The organism is Microbacterium capsulatum, assembly GCF_030865425.1.
Lineage (GTDB): Bacteria > Actinomycetota > Actinomycetes > Actinomycetales > Microbacteriaceae > Microbacterium > Microbacterium capsulatum.
In genome coordinates this window covers 127476-145096 of record NZ_JAVFCB010000006.1, presented here as the reverse complement: position 1 = coordinate 145096, position 17621 = coordinate 127476, and the positions used below count along the sequence as shown (strand labels likewise).

Below are 17621 nucleotides of genomic sequence, written 5' to 3'. Positions count from 1 at the left end.
ATTCTTTGAGTGACCAAGTGGTGATTAAAGACGAGGATGTCGCGCCAAGAGGCCCTCCGTCCGATCCCGCAGAGAAGCGCCAAGACAGGAAGCACCCCATGGAAATCACCCGCGCACTCCGTGCCGTCGCCGCCCTGGCCGCGGTCGGCGCCGCCGTCGCCCTCGCCGGCTGCTCGTCCTCCTCCGGATCGGCCGAGCCCGGCCACGGCGGCCAGCTCACGACGGTGAAGGTCGCCACGATCGGACTCACCTCGGACGGCAGCCTGCTCACCGGCATGGCCAAGGGCTTCTTCGCCGACGAGGGCCTGAAGATCGAGACGTCGATCGTCGCGAACCCGCCGGCGGGCCTCGCGGCGGTGCAGAGCGGTCAGGTCGACGTGGCCTACGCCCCGAGCATCCCGCTGCTGAACGCGCTGAACCAGGGCGTGCCGATCAAGGTGGTCGGAGCCGCCGACGGCTACCCGCAGGGCGCGTCCACCGCCGCCGACCCGGCCAAGCTGGACGACACCGGGCTGTTCGCGAGCGCCAAGGGCGGGGTGACCTCGGTGAAGGACCTGGCCGGCAAGACCATCGCGATCCCCGCGCGCAAGGCCCAGCTCGAGGTCGTGATCTCCGAGGAGCTGAAGAAGGCCGGCGTCGATCCGGCGAGCGGCGTCAAGTGGGTCGTGCTCGATTTCACCTCGGCGGTCGCCGCGCTCAAGAACGGCACCGTCGACGCGGCCGGCCTGGTGAGCCCGTTCACCGCGCAGGCGCTCGCGAACGGCTCCACGCAGCTGTCCGCGCCGTCCGTCGGCTTCTTCGAGCAGGGCGCCACCGGCCTGTGGACGTCCGGTTCGTCCACGGTTCAGGCGAAGAAGGACGTGATCCGCGCCTTCCAGCGCGCGATCGTGAAGTCGAACGAGTACGCGACCGCGCATCCCGACGAGGCCATCAAGGCCGGCCTCGCCTACACGAAGTCCACGCTGACCCTCGACCAGGTGAAGGTGCCGTTCTGGCCCACCGTGGTCGCCCAGGAGGATCTGCAGCGACCGGACACGAAGATGGTCGACCTCGGCTTCCTGCCGAAGCCGGTCGACCTCACGGGCGTCATCGTCGCGAAATGACGGCGATGACACGTTCGAGGACGCTGCCCACCCTCACCGGGGCTGCGGGTGTGCTGGTCGCGCTGGCGATGTGGCAGTTCGTGGCCACCGTCGGGCCGCTCTCCCGGGCCCCGCTGCCCTCGGCGCTGCAGGCGCTGGAGGCGGCGGGAGGCCTCCTCGGCACCCCCGGACTGTGGCAGGCGACCGGCGACACCCTCGTCATGGCCTTCACGGGCCTCATCGCGGCCGCTTTCGTCGGGGTGCTGCTGGGGGTCGCGATCGGATCCTCGCCGCTGGCGATGCATGCGACGAGGGTGCCCCTGGAGTTCCTCAAGCCGATCCCGCCGATCGTCATCCTGCCCGTGGTCGTCCTGGTTCTCGGCCCCACCTCGGGCATGGGCACGTTCCTCGTGTTCTTCGGGTCGTTCATCGCGATCGCCGTGCAGAGCTCGGCCGGCGTCTTCGACACGGACCCGGTCACCCGCGCGACCGGCGCGTCGTACGGCATGAGCCGGGCCGAGATCCTCGGCCGGATCGTGCTCCCCAGTGCGCTGCCGTACATCGGCACGGCGATCCGGGTGGCCGCGCCGACGTCGCTCGTCATCGCCGTCGTCGCTGGTCTGCTCGGCGGTGGGCCCGGGCTCGGGCAGAGCCTGCTGATGTCCCAGATCTCCGGGAACCAGGCGCAGCTGTTCGGTTACGTGCTCATCCTCGGCGTCCTCGGGCTCGTCATCCAGGGGCTCAGCCAGTGGGGAGAGCGCACGCTGCTGCACTGGCACCCCCAGTACCGGAAGGAGCAGCACTGATGACCCTCACGTCCTCGGTCCAGACGACCGCGCGGCTGCGTCGCGGACGCCGCACGAGCGGCGCACCGCGGTGGGCGCTGATCGGCACCGAGATCGCGGTCCCCGTCGTCCTCGTGGCGCTGTGGTGGATCGTGTCCGCCGGATCGACCAACACGTTCTTCCCGCCGTTGTCGGCCATCGTCGGCCGCCTCGGTCAGCTCCTGGCCACACCGGCGTTCCTCGGCGACATCGGGGTCTCGGTGCTGAACCTCGTCCTGTCGTTCGCGATCGCGACCGTCGTCGGCGTGCTGCTGGGCTGCGCGCTCGGCCTGATCGCCTGGCTGAGCTGGTTCGTCGAGCCGACGATCCACTTCTTCCGGGCGATCCCGCCGGTCGCCCTCGTCCCCATCTTCGTCTCGATCATCGGCTTCGGGAACGAGACGCGCATCCTGTCCATCTCGCTCGCCGCGCTGTTCCCGATCCTCATCTCGACGATCGACGGCGTCAGGGCCGGGGATCCGACGCTCGAGATGGTCGGGCGGGTCTACCGGCTCAGCCGCGCGGAGCGGGTGTTCCAGCTCGTCCTGCCCGCGGCGAGCCCGCGCATCCTCTCCGGGATGCAGGTGAGCCTGATCACGGCGTTCGTCGTCATGATCGCGAGCGAGATGCTGGGCTCCTCGACCGGTCTGGGCGCGGCGACCCTGCTCGCGCAGCAGTCGTTCGCGATCACCGACATGTGGGCGGGCATCCTCGTCCTCGGCGTCATCGGATACGCCGCGACCGCCCTGTTCACCCTGTTCCGCCGCGCGATCCTGCGCTGGTACATCGCCTCGCAACAATTGGAGAAGAGCGAATGAGCATCGTCACGCCCGTGCGCCTGAGCGTCCAGGGTCTCGCCAAGACCTACCGCACCAAGAGCGGGGACGTGCCGGTCATCGCCGACCTCACGTTCGACGTGCACGTCGGAGAGGTCGCCTGCATCGTCGGGCCGTCCGGCATCGGCAAGACGACGCTGCTGAAGTGCCTGACCGGCCTGCAGCCGTACACGGCCGGTGTGGCGGCGATCGACGGCGTCCCCATCGACGGTCCGCCGCAGGAGATGGCGCTGGTGTTCCAGGAGTACACCCGCTCGCTGATGCCCTGGCTCACGGTGGAGCGCAACGTGCGGCTCCCGCTGCGTCACCTGCGGCTGCCCGCGGCGGAGCGGGAGGAGCGGATCACAGCGGCGCTCGCCGCCGTCGGCCTCTCCGGCGCCGAGACGAAGTACCCGTGGCAGCTGTCCGGCGGCATGCAGCAGCGCGTCGCGATCGCCCGGGCCATCGCGTACCGCCCCGAGGTGCTCGTGATGGACGAGCCGTTCGCCTCGGTCGACGCGCAGACCCGCTTCGAGCTCGAGGACCTGTGCCTGCGGATCCGCGAGCAGTTCGGCATGACCATCGTCATCGTCACGCACGACATCGACGAGGCCGTCTACCTGTCCGACCGCGTCGTCGTGCTCGGCGAGCGTCCCGCCCGGGTCACCGAGGTGATCGAGATCGCGTTCCCGGAGCCCCGCGACCAGCTGCGCACCCGGGCGCTGCCGGAGTTCGCGGAGCTGCGCACGCGCATCTTCGAGCACATCCGGAAGGCGGGCTGAATGGACGAGGGCGCCCGCGGCTACGAGAGGTTCGACGGCCGCGTCGGCGAGTTCACCTCGCAGTCCGAGCCCTCCTGGCCGGCCAGGGCGACCGCGCCGGCCGGCGCGCCGAACATCGTCGTCATGCTCGTCGACGACCTGGGCTTCAGCGACCTCGGCCCGTTCGGCGGCGAGATCGAGACCCCCGTGATCGACCGCCTCGCCGACGAGGGCTGGGTGTTCACGAACTACCGCACCGCCCCGATGTGCTCGCCCGCCCGTGCGGCCCTGCTCACCGGCCTCAACCCGCATCGCGCCGGGTTCGGCTACGTCGCGCACATCGATCCGGGGTACCCGGGATTCGCCTGCGAGCTGCCCGCCGACGCCCCGACGCTCGCGGAGTCACTGCGCGCGGGCGGCTACGCCACGTTCATGGTCGGCAAGTGGCACCTCACCCTGGAGTCCCGGCTGCACGACGGCGCCGATCGCTCCTCCTGGCCTCTGCAGCGCGGGTTCGACCGCTACTTCGGGGCGATGGACGGCTTCACCTCCCTGCACCACCCGCACCGGCTCGTACAGGACAACTCGGTCGTCGACGTGCCGGAATACCCCGAGGGCTTCTTCCTCACGGACGAGCTCACCGACCGGGCGATCGCGATGATCGACGAGCTGCGGGTGAACGACCGCCGCAAACCCTTCTTCCTCTACTACGCGCACACCTCTGTGCACGGGCCGATCCAGGCCAAGGCCGCGGACATCGAGAAGTACCGCGGACGCTACGAGCGGGGATGGAACGCCCTGCGGGAGGAGCGCTTCGCCCGCCAGCGCGCCCGGGGGATCGTTCCCCCGCACGCCGCACTGCCCGCGGATCCGATCGCGGACGGCGACCGGATCCCGCACTGGGACGCCCTGACCGACGAGGAGCGCGCGCGCTTCGCCCGGCACATGGAGGTCTACGCCGCGGCCGTCGACGAGATCGACCAGAGCCTCGGCCGGCTGCTCGCGCGCCTGGACGAGCTCGGCGAGCGGGAGAACACGATCGTCGTGCTGGCCAGCGACAACGGCGGCACCGCCGAGGGCGGTCCGGGCGGCACCCGCAGCTACTTCTCCCAGTTCGGCCTGCACGGCGCAGTGCCGGACGGCTGGGTCTCCGACGTTCCCCGCCCGATCGAGGACATCGGCGGCCCCCGTCTCTTCGGCCAGTACCCGACCGGGTGGGCACGGGTCTCCAACACGCCGTTCCGATCCTTCAAGGGCACCACCTACGAGGGCGGCGTGCATGCGCCCCTCGTGGTGTCCTGGCCCGCGGGGGCCGCCTCCGCCGGGATCCGCGACCAGTTCGTGTTCGTGTCGGACCTCGCCCCGACCCTCCTGGAACTGGCAGGGGTGGGCCGGCCGGCGCGGTGGAACGGGGCCGAGGCGCTCGAGATCGACGGCAGCAGCATCGTCGACGTGCTCGCCGACCGGTCCGCACCCGGCCGGGAACGGCAGTACTTCGAGTGCATCGGGCGCCGCGCGCTCGTCGACGGGGACTGGAAGGCGGTCTCGCCGGTGCCGCCCTCGGCCGCGGAGGGGGCGGCGGGCGGCGTCTGGGAGCTCTACCATCTCGGCAGCGACCCCACCGAGACGGTCGACCGGGCGTGGCAGGAGCCGGACCGGCTGCGCGGCCTCGCGGAGCGATGGCGTCAGGAGGCCTGGCGGAACACGGTGTTCCCGCTGGACGACGACGGGACGCTGCACACCGTGCGTCCGGACACCGAGGCGGCGCTCTCCGAGCCCGTGCGCCTCGTGCCGTTCCGCCCTCCGCTCGAGCGCTTCCGCTCCGCGCGACTGACCGTGCTGCGCTCGTTCGAGGTGCACGTCGATCTGCTGCTCGAACCCGGTGCGGCGGGCGTGATCGTCGCGCACGGCGACCAGGGCGGCGGCTATCTGCTCGCGCTCGAGGACGGCGAGCTGCTCCTGGGCTACAACGCGTACGGCGCCATGCGGCGGGCGCGGGCCGCCGCACCGGGACCAGGCCTGCACGAGGTCGTGCTGCGCGTGCGCGCCGACGTCGGGCTGCGCTGGAGCTTCGCCGTGGACGTCGACGGCGCCGAGAGGGTGCGGATCGACGACCTGCCGATGCTCCTCGGGATGGCGCCCTTCACGGGGATCAGCGTCGGCTACGACTACGGCGGGCCGGTCGACTGGGACCTGCACGAGGCGCACGGGACGTTCCGGTTCGACGGCGGAAGGATCCTCGCGGTGGACTACCTGCCGGGGGAGAGGTCGCCCGAGGACCCGACCGTGCTCCGGGCGATCGCACGCGAGGTGCAGGACCTCGTGGACTGACCGCGCCACGATGCCGGCCCCGGGCGCGCATCGCCCGGGGCCGGCGGTCGTGCGTCAGCCTGCGGTGTACACCTCGCGGCCGGCGAACCAGGTGGACAGCACGGTCGCGTCGACGATGCCGTCCGCCGGCCCACCGATCGCGTCGCGGTCGAGCACGACGAAGTCCGCCGACTTGCCGACCTCGAGCGAGCCCGTCTCGGCGCCCAGGCCCATGGCGACGGCGGCGTTGCGGGTGAACACCTGCAGCGCCTCCTCCGCGGTGATCGCCTGCTCGGGCCACAGCGTGCCCGGCGCCCGGCGCAGCGGATCCGCGCGGGTGACGAGCCCCTGGATGCCCTCGAGCGGGTTCGGGGACTCGCTCACCGGCCAGTCCGAGCCGCCCGCGACGAGGGCGCCGGCGTCGAGCAGCGCGCGGTTCGGCTGGGAGTGCTCCGCGCGCTCGCCGAGCACCTCGGTGAGCATCTGCGGGATGACGCCGGGGAACCAGAGGAACGGCGAGATGTCGGCGACGACGTCGAGCTCCGCGAGACGGGGGATGTCCGAGGGGGCGAGGAACTGCCCGTGCGCGATCTGGATCGGCGTGGTCACGCCCTCGCCGCGCAGCCGCTCGGCGACGTCCAGGACGAGCCGGGCGGATCCGTCGCCGGTGCAGTGCACCTTCGCGCCGAGTCCGCGGTCGGCGACGCGGCGCAGCCAGCCGTAGAGCTCATCGAAGTCCATCGTCGTCTCGCCGTGGAAGTGCGCGCCGTGTGCGGCGTCGGGCACGTACGGCTCGAGGAACGAGGCCGTGCGCGCCGGCGGCACGCCGTCCAGGAAGATCTTCACGAAGTCCGGGCGGTGGTGCGCCGTGCGGAACTCCTCGCCGCGCGCGATGAGCGGGGATCCGACCGGGTCGAACCCGAAGATCTCGTCGTTCACCAGCAGCGAGGACACGACCCACGCGTCCAGCTCACCGTCGCCGTCCAGCGCGGCCAGTGCGCCGAGGATGTCGGTGGAGACGCCGGCGTCCTGGAACGCGGTGATCCCGTACGAGTTCGCCAGGTGCACGCCGTGGCGGGACGCCATCCGGTGCTGTTCGGCGGTGAGCCCGCCCGAGCGGTCGTACGCCTCCTGCACGGGGATCCCCGCCGCCTCCAGCAGCACCCCGGTCGGAGTGCCGTCCTCGTCGTCCAGGATCGTGACACCGCCCGCGGGAAGCGACGACGCGGTGATCCCGGCGAGCTCCAGGGCCCGCGAGTTCGCCCAGCGGTTGTGCCGGGAGTCCTCCACGATCATCACCGGGCGCCCGCCCGCCGCCTCGTCCAACCGCCGCCGCGCCGCGGTGTTCGCGAGCGTCGGCAGCACCGTGCTGGCGACGGCCCCGCCGACGATCCAGGCGTCCTCCGGCAGCGTCGCGGCCTTCGCACGCACGCGGTCGAGGATCTCGTCCGGCGTCAGCGCCGGCGGCAGCACGAGCTCGAAGAGCTCGGTGCGGCCCGCGAGCGCGTGGTGGTTGTGCACGTCCGCGAAGCCGGGGTAGACCGCCGCGTCCCCGAGGTAGAGCGACCGGGTCTGCGGGCCCCGGAGCGCCTCGACCTCGGCGGCCCCGCCGATCGCGACGATCCGGCCGTCGCGCACGGCGAAGGCCGTGGCGGTGCCGGCGGGGGAGGAGGTGCGGATCGTCGCCGCGGTGACGATGAGGTCGGCGGGCCCGGTCATCTCACGCCCCGGTCGCGGAGCCGAATCCGGCCGGCTCGAGCTCGGGCGCGTGGTGGGTCACCGAGATGAGCCGGCCCCAGGCGCCGAACGTGAAGTGCGTCGGGATCTCGCCGGTCTCGTCCAGGCCGAACAGCACGCCGTGCGAGCGGATCCGGGTGACGTCGCGGTGGTCGGCGATCGTCACCGAGGCGCACGGGATGACCTTCTCGCGCCACGCGAACAGGTAGATGCCCGGACGGATCTCCCACACGCTGTTCTCGTCGGTGTCGGCGAGGCCGCGCTCGGGGCCGGCCAGGCACTGCCACGAGTACCAGCGCTCGGAGAGGTAGACGTGCTCGTAGGCGTGCACCTCGCTGTACACCCACTCGACGCGCCGGCCGATCAGGGCGGTCGTCGGGTGCGGTTCGGCGCCGGACACCTCGACGCCGTCGATGGTCGCCGTGCCGAAGTGGTGCTGCACGCGGGTGCGTCCCTGCTCCGCCTCGGGCAGGATCTCGCTGATCACCGAGAGCACCCGTCCCGCGCGCAGGTCGATCACGAGCGACACCGCCTCGTTCGGCTTGTAGTCGTGGTGGAACTGCACGTAGAACAGGTCGTCGTCGACCTCGATCGCTTCGTACGCGTCGGTGTCCGTCGCCGGGGCGGTCGGGTCTCCCTCGCCGGGGCTGTAGGTCCAGGTGACCTCGTTCTCGGCGAAGGCGTGCGCGATGCGGGTGCCGTTCGGCGCGGTGACGTCGATCCGCCGGCCGGCCAGGGCCGTGGTGTGCGGGGCCTTGTTCGCGTCGAATCCGGGGGCGAGGCCGTCCAGCGGCAGCCAGGTGGAGGTGTCGGCGGGGTTCATGGTCGTCATGGATCTCTCCTTCGTGTGGTCTGTTGTGCGGTCTGTCGGACGCCCGGTCAGCGGGCACCGACCTTCTCGAGGTCGGTGGCGAGCCCGTCGTACACGGCGGGCTTCGCGCGCTTCAGGTAGGCGGCGTACCCGATCCCGCCGACGAGGGCGAGGACGAGCAGCAGTGGCATCAGCCGGATGGCGAGGGCGTCGGATCCGGCGACGATGTCGAAGTTCACGATCGCGAGGATCGAGATCGCGGTGATGCCGAGGAAGCCGAGCCCGGGGGCGATGAAGGTGCTCCACCAGCGGGCGTCGCCCTGACGGCGGAAGGCGACGACGATCGAGAGCGCGGCGAGGCCCTGAAGGATGAGCACGCTGAGCGTGCCGAAGCCGAGCATCGCGGGCACGACGGTGAGGATCGGATCCGCTCCTGCGAAGAAGAAGATCACCGCGACGATCGCGGCGAAACCGGCCTGCACGATCCCGGCGACCGCGGGCGATCCGCTCTCCCGGGTGCGGGCGAGGACGCTCGGCAGCACCCGCGCGCGGCCGAGCGCGTACAGGTAGCGGCTGGCGGAGTTGTGGAAGGCGAGCATGGCGGCGAACAGGCTGACCAGCAGCAGGACCATCATCACCGTGGTGAGCGGGCCGCCGAGGTAGCGCTGCGCGAGCGAGAAGACGAGGTCGCCGTTCGCGAGGTGATCGGTGGCGACCTTCTGTGCCTTCGGCACGCCGATCGCGCTGACCACGGCCCAGGCGGTGATGCCGAGGATGAGGGCGATCGCGATGATGGCGGTGTAGGTGGCGCGGGGGACCGTGCGCAGCGGCTCCTTCGCCTCCTCGCCGAACAGCGCGGTCGCCTCGAAGCCGAGGAAGCCGGTCGCGGCGAGCAGCATGCCGATGGGCAGGGATCCGGAGAACACCCACTCCGGGCTGAACGCGGCGATGTCGAAGCCGCGCTGCACGAACACGGAGATGTCGAAGACGACGAGCATGAGCGTCTCCAGCACCAGGCAGACACCGAGCACCTTCGAGGAGAAGTCCACGCCGATCCGGGCGAGGACGAAGCAGACCGCGATCGAGAGCAGGCCCCAGACGATCCAGCTCAGGTCGAAACCGGTGAGGTCCTTGATGATCGTCTGCATGAAGAAGCCGCTCGTGCCGATCGTACCGACGACGAAGAAGTTGTAGCCGAGGGTCGCGATGAGGCCCGCCACGAGCCCGCCCGTGCGGCCGAGGCCGCGCACGACGAACGCGTAGAAGCCGCCGGCGTTGACGAGCTGCTTCGACATCTGCGCGTAGCCGACCGCGAACAGCAGCAGGATCACGGCGACGAGGAAGAACGACATCGGAGCGCCGCCGCCGTTGCCGAGTGCGATCGCGAGCGACGCGACGACGACGATGCCGGTGAGCGGGGCGACTGCGGCGAGCACCAGGAAGACGATCCCGGCGACGCCCAGCGCGCCGGTTCGCAGGGTGGTGTGCGCCTGTTCTGAGGTGGTGGTCACATCGGCTCCTTCGCTCGGGTGACGGGCACGACGACGTGCGTTGCTGTCTTCAGCGAGTCTGCCGCCTGCGTGGCGATGCGGCTTGCCCGTCAGCGAAGGACGATGGTGCCAGCGCGCACACCCGCGGGCGCCGCCCTCCGCGTCGCCGGAGCCTCGGAGCAGGATGGCGGGACGGGCCCCGCATCCCAGGGCGGGTCCGCATCCGGAGGGAACGGCGATGGAGCTGGAGCTGCAGGGCAGGACCGCCCTGGTCACGGGGGCGGCGAGTGGAATCGGCCGCGCGGTGGCGCGCGCGCTCGCCGCGGAAGGCGTCCGCGTGGCGCTCCTGGACCGCGACGCGGCGGGCCTCGCGGGCACCGCCGCGCTCTGCCCCGGATCCGTCGCGGTCGTCGCGGACGTGACCGACGAGGGATCCGTCGCCGCCGGGGTCGACCGGGCGATCGACGTGCTCGGGGCGCTGCACACGGTGGTGTGCTGCGCCGGGATCTCCGGCCCGGTCGGATCCGGGATCGAACAGACGTCGCTGTCGGCGTGGCAGGCCGTGTTCGCCGTCAACGTCACCGGGGCGTTCCTCGTGCTGCGCCGTGCCCTGCCGGCGCTCCGCAAGGCTCCGGCCGCCTCGGTCGTGCTCGTCGCCAGCGATTCCGCGTACGTCGCCTCGCCGGGCATGGCGGCGTACTGCGCGTCCAAGGCGGCTCTCGTGCAGTTCGGCCGCGCGCTCAGCGTCGACCTCGCCGGCGACGACGTGCGCGTCACGACCGTGTCGCCGTCGATCGTGGACACCCCGATGAGCCGCGGCGACCTCGGCGACGACGCGTTCGCCGCCCGCTCCTTCCCCGTGCAGAGCGCAGACGAGGTCGCCGCGCACGTCGTCTACCTCGCCTCGCCGCGCGCGGCGGCGGTGAACGGCTCCGGGATCCTCAGCGATTTCGGCTTCAGTGCCCGCTCCGGCTTCCCCGCCTGAGTTCAGATCCCCCTACGACATCAGATCCACCCACGACAGGAGACCCCATGCCCATCAGCGCAGGATCCGCCGGACGCGTCGTCGTCATCACCGGCGGCGGCACCGGCATCGGCGCCGCGATCGCCGCCCGCTACGCCGCGGAGGGAGCGCACGTCGTCGTCGTCGGACGCCGCGAGGAGCCGCTCCTCCAGGTGCAGCGCGCGGTCGGCGCGCACCCGATCGTCGCGGATGCCGCCTCCACCGAGGACGCCCGGAACGCCGTCGCCGAGGTGCTCTCGACGTTCGGGAGGATCGACGTGCTCGTGGCGAACGCCGGAGGGCACGGGTTCGCGCCCGTCGGCGAGACGGACGACGCCGGCTGGGAGGCCGCGATCCGGGCGAACCTCACCACGGCGTTCACGATGGCCCGTGAGGCGCTGCCGGCGCTCATCGAGGCCAAGGGGCAGATCGTCGTGATCTCGTCGCTCGCCGGCCTGTTCGCCGGCCCCTCGGTCGCGGGGTACACCGTCGGCAAGCACGCCCTGATCGGGCTCACCCGCACCCTCGCCCGCGACTACGGCAAGCACGGCGTGCGCGTGAACGCGGTGTGCCCGGGCTGGGTGCAGACGCCCATGGCCGACGAGGAGATGGACGAGTTCGCCGCGCACGCCGGCCTGGACAGCCGTGAGGAGGCGTACGCCACCGTCACCGCCGACGTGCCCCTGCACCGCCCCGCGCAGCCCGGCGAGATCGCCTCGGTGGTGCGCTTCCTGGGATCCTCCGAGTCGTCGTACATGACCGGATCGGTTCTCGTCGTCGACGGCGGCGCGCACATCGTCGACCTGCCCACCACGGCGTTCGAGCACGCCGGGATGTAGCGGACGGGGCTCGGACCGGGTCTCGGGCCGGCGTTGGTTCGCCGGATCGCCGTTCGGCCGGGCAGTGGTTCGGACGGGCAACGGTTCGGCCGGGCAATGACGGAGGGCATGCGGTTCCGCTCGGCCGGGCGCCCGTCGTGCCTCGTCCGCTCCGCTCGGCCGGGCGCCTGTCGTGCCTCGTCCGCAGACCCTCGGGTCTAGGCTGGGCGCCGTGACGCGGAGGGCGCGGTGGACGGCGATCGCGGCGGTCGTCGCCGTCGGCGCGCTCGCGGTCCTCGGCGTCGCGCAGGGGTGGATCCCGGGCGGTCCCGGCCCGGTGGCGGCCCCGTCCCCGGTGGTCGTGAGCGCACCGGTGGGAGCCGACGACCCCGTCCGTGCGCTTTTCGACGGCCGGCGCAGCGGGGTGGAGGTCCAGGGCGCCGGCGTCGTCACCCGCATCCTCCCGGACGACGACAGCGGCTCGCGGCACCAGAGGTTCATCCTCACGACGCCCGCGGGGATCACGATCCTCGTCGCCCACAACATCGACATCGCCCCGCGGCTGGACGGACTGTCGACCGGAGACCGGGTCGACTTCCTCGGCGACTACGAGTGGAGCGACAAGGGCGGCACGGTGCACTGGACGCACCACGATCCGTCCGGCCGGCACCAGGCGGGATGGCTGGTCTGGAGGGGACACCGCTACTCCTGACGTCCCCCGACGCCCGGGCCTGCAGCGGCGGGGCTGATCGGCCGGCGTGCTCCGGATCTGCGGTGCCGCCGTGATCGGATCACCATGGTGCCGGATCACGAGGCGGCGGAACAGGAGGCGGCGGATCCGGAGGCGGCTGATCATGAGGCGGCGGACTCGGGGGCGGCGGATCCGGCTCCGAGACGATGAACGTGACAGGTGACGGCGGTCGGTCGATGAAGGTGCGTCCGACGGGGCTGGTCCATTCGAGGACGCCGGCGCCGAGTTGCTTCACCGTCCAGAGGCCGTGGTGCTTGAGGACATGGTGACGCCGGCAGCACCCGCCGAGATTGTCCTCCTCGGTGGCGCCCCCGAACGCGGCGTCGATCGTGTGATCGAGGTCGTGGGCGGCGGGAGGAAGCCCGCACGTCGGGAACCGGCAGCGGGAATCGCGCGCGTGCAGGAGCCTTCGCAGATCGGCGTTGGGCCGGTACCGATCGACCGCGAGGACCGCCCCGGTGAGGGGGTGCGTGAGCACCCGCTCCCAACCGGGGATGCCCGCGGCGAGGATCCGGGCCGTGTCGGTGTCGATCGGCTGCCCGCCCGCGAACTCGCCCGGCCGCTCGCCGCCGAGGTCGCCGCCGAGGTCGCTGTCGGTCGTCGCACGGATCAGGGTGAGCGCGGGAACCGTGATCTCGACCCGTGCCCGGATCGCGGAGAGCAGGCCGTCGGGCGTGTCGTGCCCCGAGGGGGCGCCGGTCAGCTGCGTGTCGACGGCGAGGTCGGCGCGCAGCTGATCCAGGGTCCTCGCATCGGTCGGATCGCCCGACCAGGCATTCCCTTCCTCGTCACCTGGCGCCATGACCCCGGTGCGGGTCGACGTGGCGGCCCGGGAGTTCGAGACCTGAACCGCCCTCGCCTGCTGGGTGAGCCGGTCGTAGATCCCGTCGATGACCGCAGCCGAATGGATCAGGCCGAGCATCTTCTGCCCGTCCGCCAGATCCTCCCGCCACACCCTGCGGCACTCCTGCGCATCTCGATGCCGCTCGGTCAGCGACCGGGGAGCGAGGTGCTCCGCCGCCCGCTGGACCGCCCGGCGGGCCCGATGCGGCGTCTCCCCGACCGACGCGGCGACTGCGACGGTCTCGAACCGTGCGCGCACGGCGTCGTCGGCGAGACGCGCGCCGGCGTCCTGGATCGTGCGCACGTGCGGCAACCCGATCCGCGCCTCCGCCAGCGCCTGCAGGGTGGCGGGGAAGCGGCTGACCAGCTCGGCGGCCTGGGCCATGCGGCCCTGCACGACCCGGTCCGACATGTGCAGCACCGCCGCGATCTCCGCCGCGACCGCGCGGTGCGCGAGCTCGGACGCCACCCCCGGCACCGTCGACGAGGATGCCGAGGATGCCGCCGCATCCCGAGCGCACCGTTCGTCCGCGATCCGATGCGCGAGCGCGAGCTGCGCCTCCCGCACCGCCTGCAGACGCCGGATCGAGGCCTCGGTCGCCTCCAGGCCGTCGACGAGCACGGCGAGCAGCCCGTCCGGGTCGATGCCCGGATCCGCGGCGGCGGTGGTCGAGTTCGTCATGACCCCAGTCAACTCCGGACCACCGACATTCGAACGAAGATTCGAGCGGATCCGACGCCGGAGAGATCACGGTCGGATCACGAAAAGGCCGCTGGCCCCCGGAAACGCCGAGAACCCCGGTGACGCGATCCGCAGCGTTCGGTCGCCGAGGCCTCGAACCCGACCGGCGCTGCGCCGGACGAACCCGGACGAACCCGGACCGGCGCCGCGCCGGACGGACCGACGCCACCCGCCGGACGGACGCTACCCGCCGAGATAGGCCCGATGCAGCAACTGCGGGTCCGACTGCAGTTCGGACGCCGTCCCCTGGAACGACACCCGGCCTCCGGCCACGACCACGGCCTCACGGGCGAGGCCGAGCGCGAGGTGCGTGAACTGCTCGACGAGGAGCACGCCCACGCCCGATTCGGCGATCGACTGCACGATCGGCATGAGCCGCATGAACACCACCGGGGCGAGGCCGAGCGACATCTCGTCGATCAGCAGGATCCGCGGCTTCGCGGCGAAGGCGCGCGCGAGCACGACCATCTGCTGCTCCCCGCCCGACAGCAGTGCGGTGGGGGAGTCGATGCGCTTCTCCAACTCGGGGAACGACGCCAGCGCCGCCTCCAGGTCGGCCGGGGTGCGCGCCGTCAGCGAGAGGTTCTCCCGCACGGTCAGCGAAGGGAACACGGCCCTGCCCTGTTCGATGTGCACGATGCCCCTGCGCGCCCGGGTGACCCGGGAGAGCTTGTCGATGCGCTCGCCATCCAGCGTCAGGGATCCGGACGAATGCCCGGTCACACCCGAGATCGACTCGATCAGGCTGGTCTTGCCCGCGCCGTTCGGGCCGACGAGGGCGACCACCTCGCCGCCGCGCACGGTCAGCGACACGTCGGAGATCACCGGACCCGCGCCGCGGCTGACCGTGACCGTGTCCAGCACCAGTTCGCTCATGACAGCAGCTCCGTCTCTCCCATGTAGGCCCTGACCACGTCGGGGTTCGCGAGCACCTCGTCCTGCGGCCCGGTGGCGAGCACCTGACCGAAGTTCAGCACGGTGAGCATCGGGCACACCGAGCGGACGAGATCGAGGTCGTGCTCGATGATGACGAGCGCCACCCCGTACCGGGCGGGCAGCTCGCGCAGGCGCGCGGCGAGGGCGAGGTGCTCCTCGTGCGAGAGGCCGGCGGCGGGCTCGTCGAGGATGAGCAGCCGGGGCTGGGCGAGCACGTTCGCGGCGACCTCGACGAGCCGCCGCGTGCCCACGTCGACGCTGGACAGGCGGGCTCGGGCGGGCGGGCAGCCGAAGAAGGCCAGCGCCTCGTCGATGTCGGCACGGGACAGCCGGCGGCGTGCGACGAAGCGCACATAGCCGCCCACGGTGAGCAGCGGCGGAACCCGGTCCTGCTGGAAGGTGCGGCGCAGGCCCCGGCGGGCGCGACGGGTCGGGGAGAGTCCGGCGAGATCCCGGCCGCCCAGCAGCACCCTCCCGCCGTGCTTGGGCAGGAAGCCGCTGATCGCGTCGACGAACGTCGACTTCCCGGCGCCGTTCGGGCCGATGAGCCCCATGATCGACGCCGCCGGCACCTGGAACGACACGTCGTCGAGGGCCTTCAGCGCGCCGAACTGCACCGTCAGATGCTCGACGGTCAGGACCGGCTCGCCGGAGAGGGCGGCCTCGTCGAGCGTGGCGGTGGTCGTCGTGCGGACCTCCTCGGCGTCCTCGGATGCGCCGGGGGGCAGCGCCGTGAGATGCGCGTTCGCGGTACGGCGGTCCTGCCGCTTCCAGATGAGGTTGCGCACCCCCTGGCCCAGGCTCGTGCCGCTGGTCAGGGCCTGCACGCCGAGCACGCCGAACACGACGAACGCCCAGTCCTGCGGGACGCCCCAGCGCTTGAGCAGCTCCGGCACGAGCACCCAGAGGATGCCGCCGAGCACCGCCATGTCGATGAGGTGCGCCCCGGACATGATCGCCAGCACGTACAGCGCCAGCGACTGCAGCGGCGAGAAGCTCGAGGCGAAGGGGAGCTGCACCTGACCGGCGAGCAGACCGCCGGAGATCCCGCCCAGCGCGGCGGACACGGCGAACGCGGTGAGCTTCGCGATCTCCACGCTCTGCCCTGCCGCGGCGGTGCCGCGCTCCGAGAAGGCGACCGCCTTCCAGCTCGCGCCCCACCGGCCGCGCTGCAGGAAGAACACGACGAGGCAGCAGACCACGAGCACGATCACCGAGAGGAAGAAGAACTGCTTGTCGCTGGTGAAGCCGGCGGGCCGGTCGACCGGGATGCTGTTCGCGGAGCCTGGGAACTGGATCTGCACCAGGGTGACGTCGGCCGCCGCCGCGAACCCGAGGGTGACGACGGCGAGGTTGACCCCGCGCAGGCGCAGCGCGGGCAGGCCCACGAGCACCCCGACCAGTCCCGCGGCGATCCCGCCGGCGAGGAGCCAGACGAGGAACCCGCCCGGAGCGTGCCAGAGGTTGAGCAGGGCGACGATCCAGGCGCCGACGGCTGCGAACGTGAGCTGGCACAGCGCGATCATGCCGGCCGATCCGGTCACGATGCCGAGGCCCAGGATCGAGATCGCGGCGGTGACGGCGCTGATCGCGAGGAAGACGAAGTAGCCCGAGAGCGTATTCGACAGCACGAGACCGACGAGCACGGCGGCGATCCCGACCGCGAACGGCCAGGCGCTGCGGAACAGCGGGTTCTCGGCGAGGCCCCGGCTCGGGGCGAGCGGGCGGTCAGCGTGCGGCATCCCACACCTCCTTCCGCTGCGTCCAGAGCAGCAGGATCACGATGAACAGGAACGGCAGGAAGTTGCGCACGAGGGCGACCTGATTGATCTGCGCGACGAGACCGCCGAGCACGCCCAGCACGAGCCCGCCGACCACGGTGAGATCGAGACGCTTGAACCCGCCGAGGAGCGCGGCGGCGGCCGCGGGGATGATCAGCATCGCCAGGCTCGTCGCGTCGTTGGACTGCGACGGGGCGATGATGATGATCGCGATCGCGCTGATCACGCCGGTCACGAACCACACCGCGATCGAGAGCGGGCGGGAACGGATCCCGAGCAGCTCGGCGGTGGTGGGGCGCTCGGACAGCGCGCGCAGCTGGATGCCGACCCGGGTGCGGCTGAGCACCAGCTTCACCAGCACCGCGGTCACGACCGCCATGAGCACCGTGGCGACGGTGACCTGGCTGACCACGACGCCGCCGACGGAGAAGGCCGGGCCGGCGATCAGCGGGGCGAACGGCTGCGGCTTGTTGCCGAACAGGATGAACGACAGCGAGATGAGCAGCAGGAGAGGCCCGACGGTCATCGCCGAGCGGGTCGTGGTGGAGGCCTCGGACAGCCAGGTCGCGGCGATCCAGCCGATCGCGACCGCGAGGATCCCGGCGAGCAGCACGCCGAGGGTGGATCCGATCCAGACCGGGAGTCCGGCCTGGCGCACCAGCCACACCGCGGCGAACGCGCCGAACATGCCGGTGGCGGCCTGTGCGAAGTTCACCACCCGCACGAGCCGCGACATCAGGGTGAGGCACACGCCCAGCACCGCGTAGAGGCCGCCGGCGGCGAGGCCGGCGATGGCGCCCTGCAACATGGCGTCGTCCTTTCGTTGTCGTATCGGTCGTTGAGCGCCCTTCGACAGGCTCAGGGACCGGCCGCGGGCGACCGAGACGAAACGCGGTGATCTCAGAAACCGCGTTTCG

At 71.9% G+C, this 17621-nt stretch carries 15 protein-coding genes; 8 read left to right on the top strand and 7 right to left on the bottom strand.

Annotated elements, in window-relative coordinates; all coding sequences use genetic code 11:
- Positions 1-98: 98 nt before the first annotated feature.
- Genes RBR11_RS11800 through RBR11_RS11780 form a run of 5 tightly spaced genes read left to right on the top strand, consistent with a single transcriptional unit; the run spans position 99 to position 5813 of the window.
- Positions 99-1103 carry an ABC transporter substrate-binding protein gene (locus RBR11_RS11800; RefSeq protein WP_308489540.1) on the top strand — a complete coding sequence of 335 codons (1005 nt, stop codon included), beginning with the start codon at positions 99-101 and terminating at the stop codon, positions 1101-1103.
- 5 nt (positions 1104-1108) lie between these two features.
- Positions 1109-1888 carry an ABC transporter permease gene (locus RBR11_RS11795; RefSeq protein ID WP_308489539.1) on the top strand — a complete coding sequence of 260 codons (780 nt, stop codon included), beginning with the start codon at positions 1109-1111 and terminating at the stop codon, positions 1886-1888.
- Positions 1888-2724, top strand: coding sequence for an ABC transporter permease (locus tag RBR11_RS11790; RefSeq protein WP_308489538.1), 837 nt, complete (start codon positions 1888-1890; stop codon positions 2722-2724). Before RBR11_RS11795 ends, RBR11_RS11790 begins: the two co-directional genes overlap by 1 nt.
- Positions 2721-3503, top strand: a complete 783-nt coding sequence (locus RBR11_RS11785; protein ID WP_308489537.1) for an ABC transporter ATP-binding protein — start codon at positions 2721-2723, stop codon at positions 3501-3503. Before RBR11_RS11790 ends, RBR11_RS11785 begins: the two co-directional genes overlap by 4 nt.
- Positions 3504-5813 carry an arylsulfatase gene (locus RBR11_RS11780; protein ID WP_308489536.1) on the top strand — a complete coding sequence of 770 codons (2310 nt, stop codon included), beginning with the start codon at positions 3504-3506 and terminating at the stop codon, positions 5811-5813.
- A 54-nt stretch (positions 5814-5867) separates the two neighbouring features.
- Here the strand turns inward: RBR11_RS11780 and RBR11_RS11775 are convergent, their stop codons facing one another.
- The 3 genes from RBR11_RS11775 to RBR11_RS11765 are packed head-to-tail and all read right to left on the bottom strand — an operon-like array spanning position 5868 to position 9851.
- The gene (locus RBR11_RS11775) at positions 5868-7511 is read right to left on the bottom strand and encodes an amidohydrolase (RefSeq protein WP_308489535.1); all 1644 of its coding nucleotides are present in this window, start codon (positions 7509-7511) and stop codon (positions 5868-5870) included.
- A gap of 1 nt (position 7512) precedes the next feature.
- A complete protein-coding gene (locus tag RBR11_RS11770; protein WP_308489534.1) occupies positions 7513-8361 on the bottom strand; it encodes a MoaF C-terminal domain-containing protein in 849 nt (282 codons plus the stop codon).
- A gap of 47 nt (positions 8362-8408) precedes the next feature.
- Complete coding sequence (locus tag RBR11_RS11765; protein ID WP_308489533.1) at positions 8409-9851, bottom strand: APC family permease; 1443 nt, start codon at positions 9849-9851, stop codon at positions 8409-8411.
- A 217-nt stretch (positions 9852-10068) separates the two neighbouring features.
- Here RBR11_RS11765 and RBR11_RS11760 point away from each other — a divergent pair, with 217 nt between their 5' ends.
- The 3 genes from RBR11_RS11760 (at position 10069) to RBR11_RS11750 (ending at position 12363) form a co-directional block, all read left to right on the top strand.
- Positions 10069-10815 (top strand): SDR family NAD(P)-dependent oxidoreductase, encoded by a 747-nt coding sequence (locus RBR11_RS11760; protein WP_308489532.1) that lies wholly within the window; start codon positions 10069-10071, stop codon positions 10813-10815.
- 47 nt (positions 10816-10862) lie between these two features.
- Positions 10863-11672: an SDR family NAD(P)-dependent oxidoreductase gene (locus tag RBR11_RS11755; protein WP_308489531.1), complete on the top strand. Its 810-nt coding sequence runs from the start codon at positions 10863-10865 to the stop codon at positions 11670-11672.
- Between the two features lie 211 nt (positions 11673-11883).
- Positions 11884-12363 (top strand): DUF3465 domain-containing protein, encoded by a 480-nt coding sequence (locus RBR11_RS11750; protein ID WP_308489530.1) that lies wholly within the window; start codon positions 11884-11886, stop codon positions 12361-12363.
- 79 nt (positions 12364-12442) lie between these two features.
- On the opposite strand, the gene RBR11_RS11745 is transcribed toward RBR11_RS11750, so the two are convergent.
- From RBR11_RS11745 to RBR11_RS11730, 4 genes are all read right to left on the bottom strand, one after another.
- Positions 12443-13927 (bottom strand): HNH endonuclease signature motif containing protein, encoded by a 1485-nt coding sequence (locus RBR11_RS11745; protein ID WP_308489529.1) that lies wholly within the window; start codon positions 13925-13927, stop codon positions 12443-12445.
- Between the two features lie 243 nt (positions 13928-14170).
- Entirely contained in the window at positions 14171-14863 is a 693-nt protein-coding gene (locus RBR11_RS11740) for an ABC transporter ATP-binding protein (protein WP_308489528.1), read from the bottom strand.
- Positions 14860-16665: a branched-chain amino acid ABC transporter ATP-binding protein/permease gene (locus RBR11_RS11735; protein ID WP_308489527.1), complete on the bottom strand. Its 1806-nt coding sequence runs from the start codon at positions 16663-16665 to the stop codon at positions 14860-14862. The genes RBR11_RS11740 and RBR11_RS11735 overlap by 4 nt, the downstream gene beginning before the upstream one ends.
- Positions 16652-17512, bottom strand: a complete 861-nt coding sequence (locus tag RBR11_RS11730; protein WP_308489526.1) for an ABC transporter permease subunit — start codon at positions 17510-17512, stop codon at positions 16652-16654. Before RBR11_RS11730 ends, RBR11_RS11735 begins: the two co-directional genes overlap by 14 nt.
- Positions 17513-17621 lie beyond the last annotated feature (109 nt).

Bases quoted from the DNA above. Each gene is read 5' to 3' on its own strand.
- RBR11_RS11770 (WP_308489534.1), bottom strand. From the start codon at position 8,361: ATGACGACCATGAACCCCGCCGACACCTCCACCTGGCTGCCGCTGGAC.
- RBR11_RS11740 (WP_308489528.1), bottom strand. From the start codon at position 14,863: ATGAGCGAACTGGTGCTGGACACGGTCACGGTCAGCCGCGGCGCGGGT.
- RBR11_RS11785 (WP_308489537.1), top strand. From the start codon at position 2,721: ATGAGCATCGTCACGCCCGTGCGCCTGAGCGTCCAGGGTCTCGCCAAG.
- RBR11_RS11795 (WP_308489539.1), top strand. From the start codon at position 1,109: ATGACACGTTCGAGGACGCTGCCCACCCTCACCGGGGCTGCGGGTGTG.
- RBR11_RS11735 (WP_308489527.1), bottom strand. From the start codon at position 16,665: ATGCCGCACGCTGACCGCCCGCTCGCCCCGAGCCGGGGCCTCGCCGAG.
- RBR11_RS11730 (WP_308489526.1), bottom strand. From the start codon at position 17,512: ATGTTGCAGGGCGCCATCGCCGGCCTCGCCGCCGGCGGCCTCTACGCG.
- RBR11_RS11760 (WP_308489532.1), top strand. From the start codon at position 10,069: ATGGAGCTGGAGCTGCAGGGCAGGACCGCCCTGGTCACGGGGGCGGCG.
- RBR11_RS11775 (WP_308489535.1), bottom strand. From the start codon at position 7,511: ATGACCGGGCCCGCCGACCTCATCGTCACCGCGGCGACGATCCGCACC.
- RBR11_RS11745 (WP_308489529.1), bottom strand. From the start codon at position 13,927: ATGACGAACTCGACCACCGCCGCCGCGGATCCGGGCATCGACCCGGAC.
- RBR11_RS11790 (WP_308489538.1), top strand. From the start codon at position 1,888: ATGACCCTCACGTCCTCGGTCCAGACGACCGCGCGGCTGCGTCGCGGA.
- RBR11_RS11755 (WP_308489531.1), top strand. From the start codon at position 10,863: ATGCCCATCAGCGCAGGATCCGCCGGACGCGTCGTCGTCATCACCGGC.
- RBR11_RS11780 (WP_308489536.1), top strand. From the start codon at position 3,504: ATGGACGAGGGCGCCCGCGGCTACGAGAGGTTCGACGGCCGCGTCGGC.
- RBR11_RS11800 (WP_308489540.1), top strand. From the start codon at position 99: ATGGAAATCACCCGCGCACTCCGTGCCGTCGCCGCCCTGGCCGCGGTC.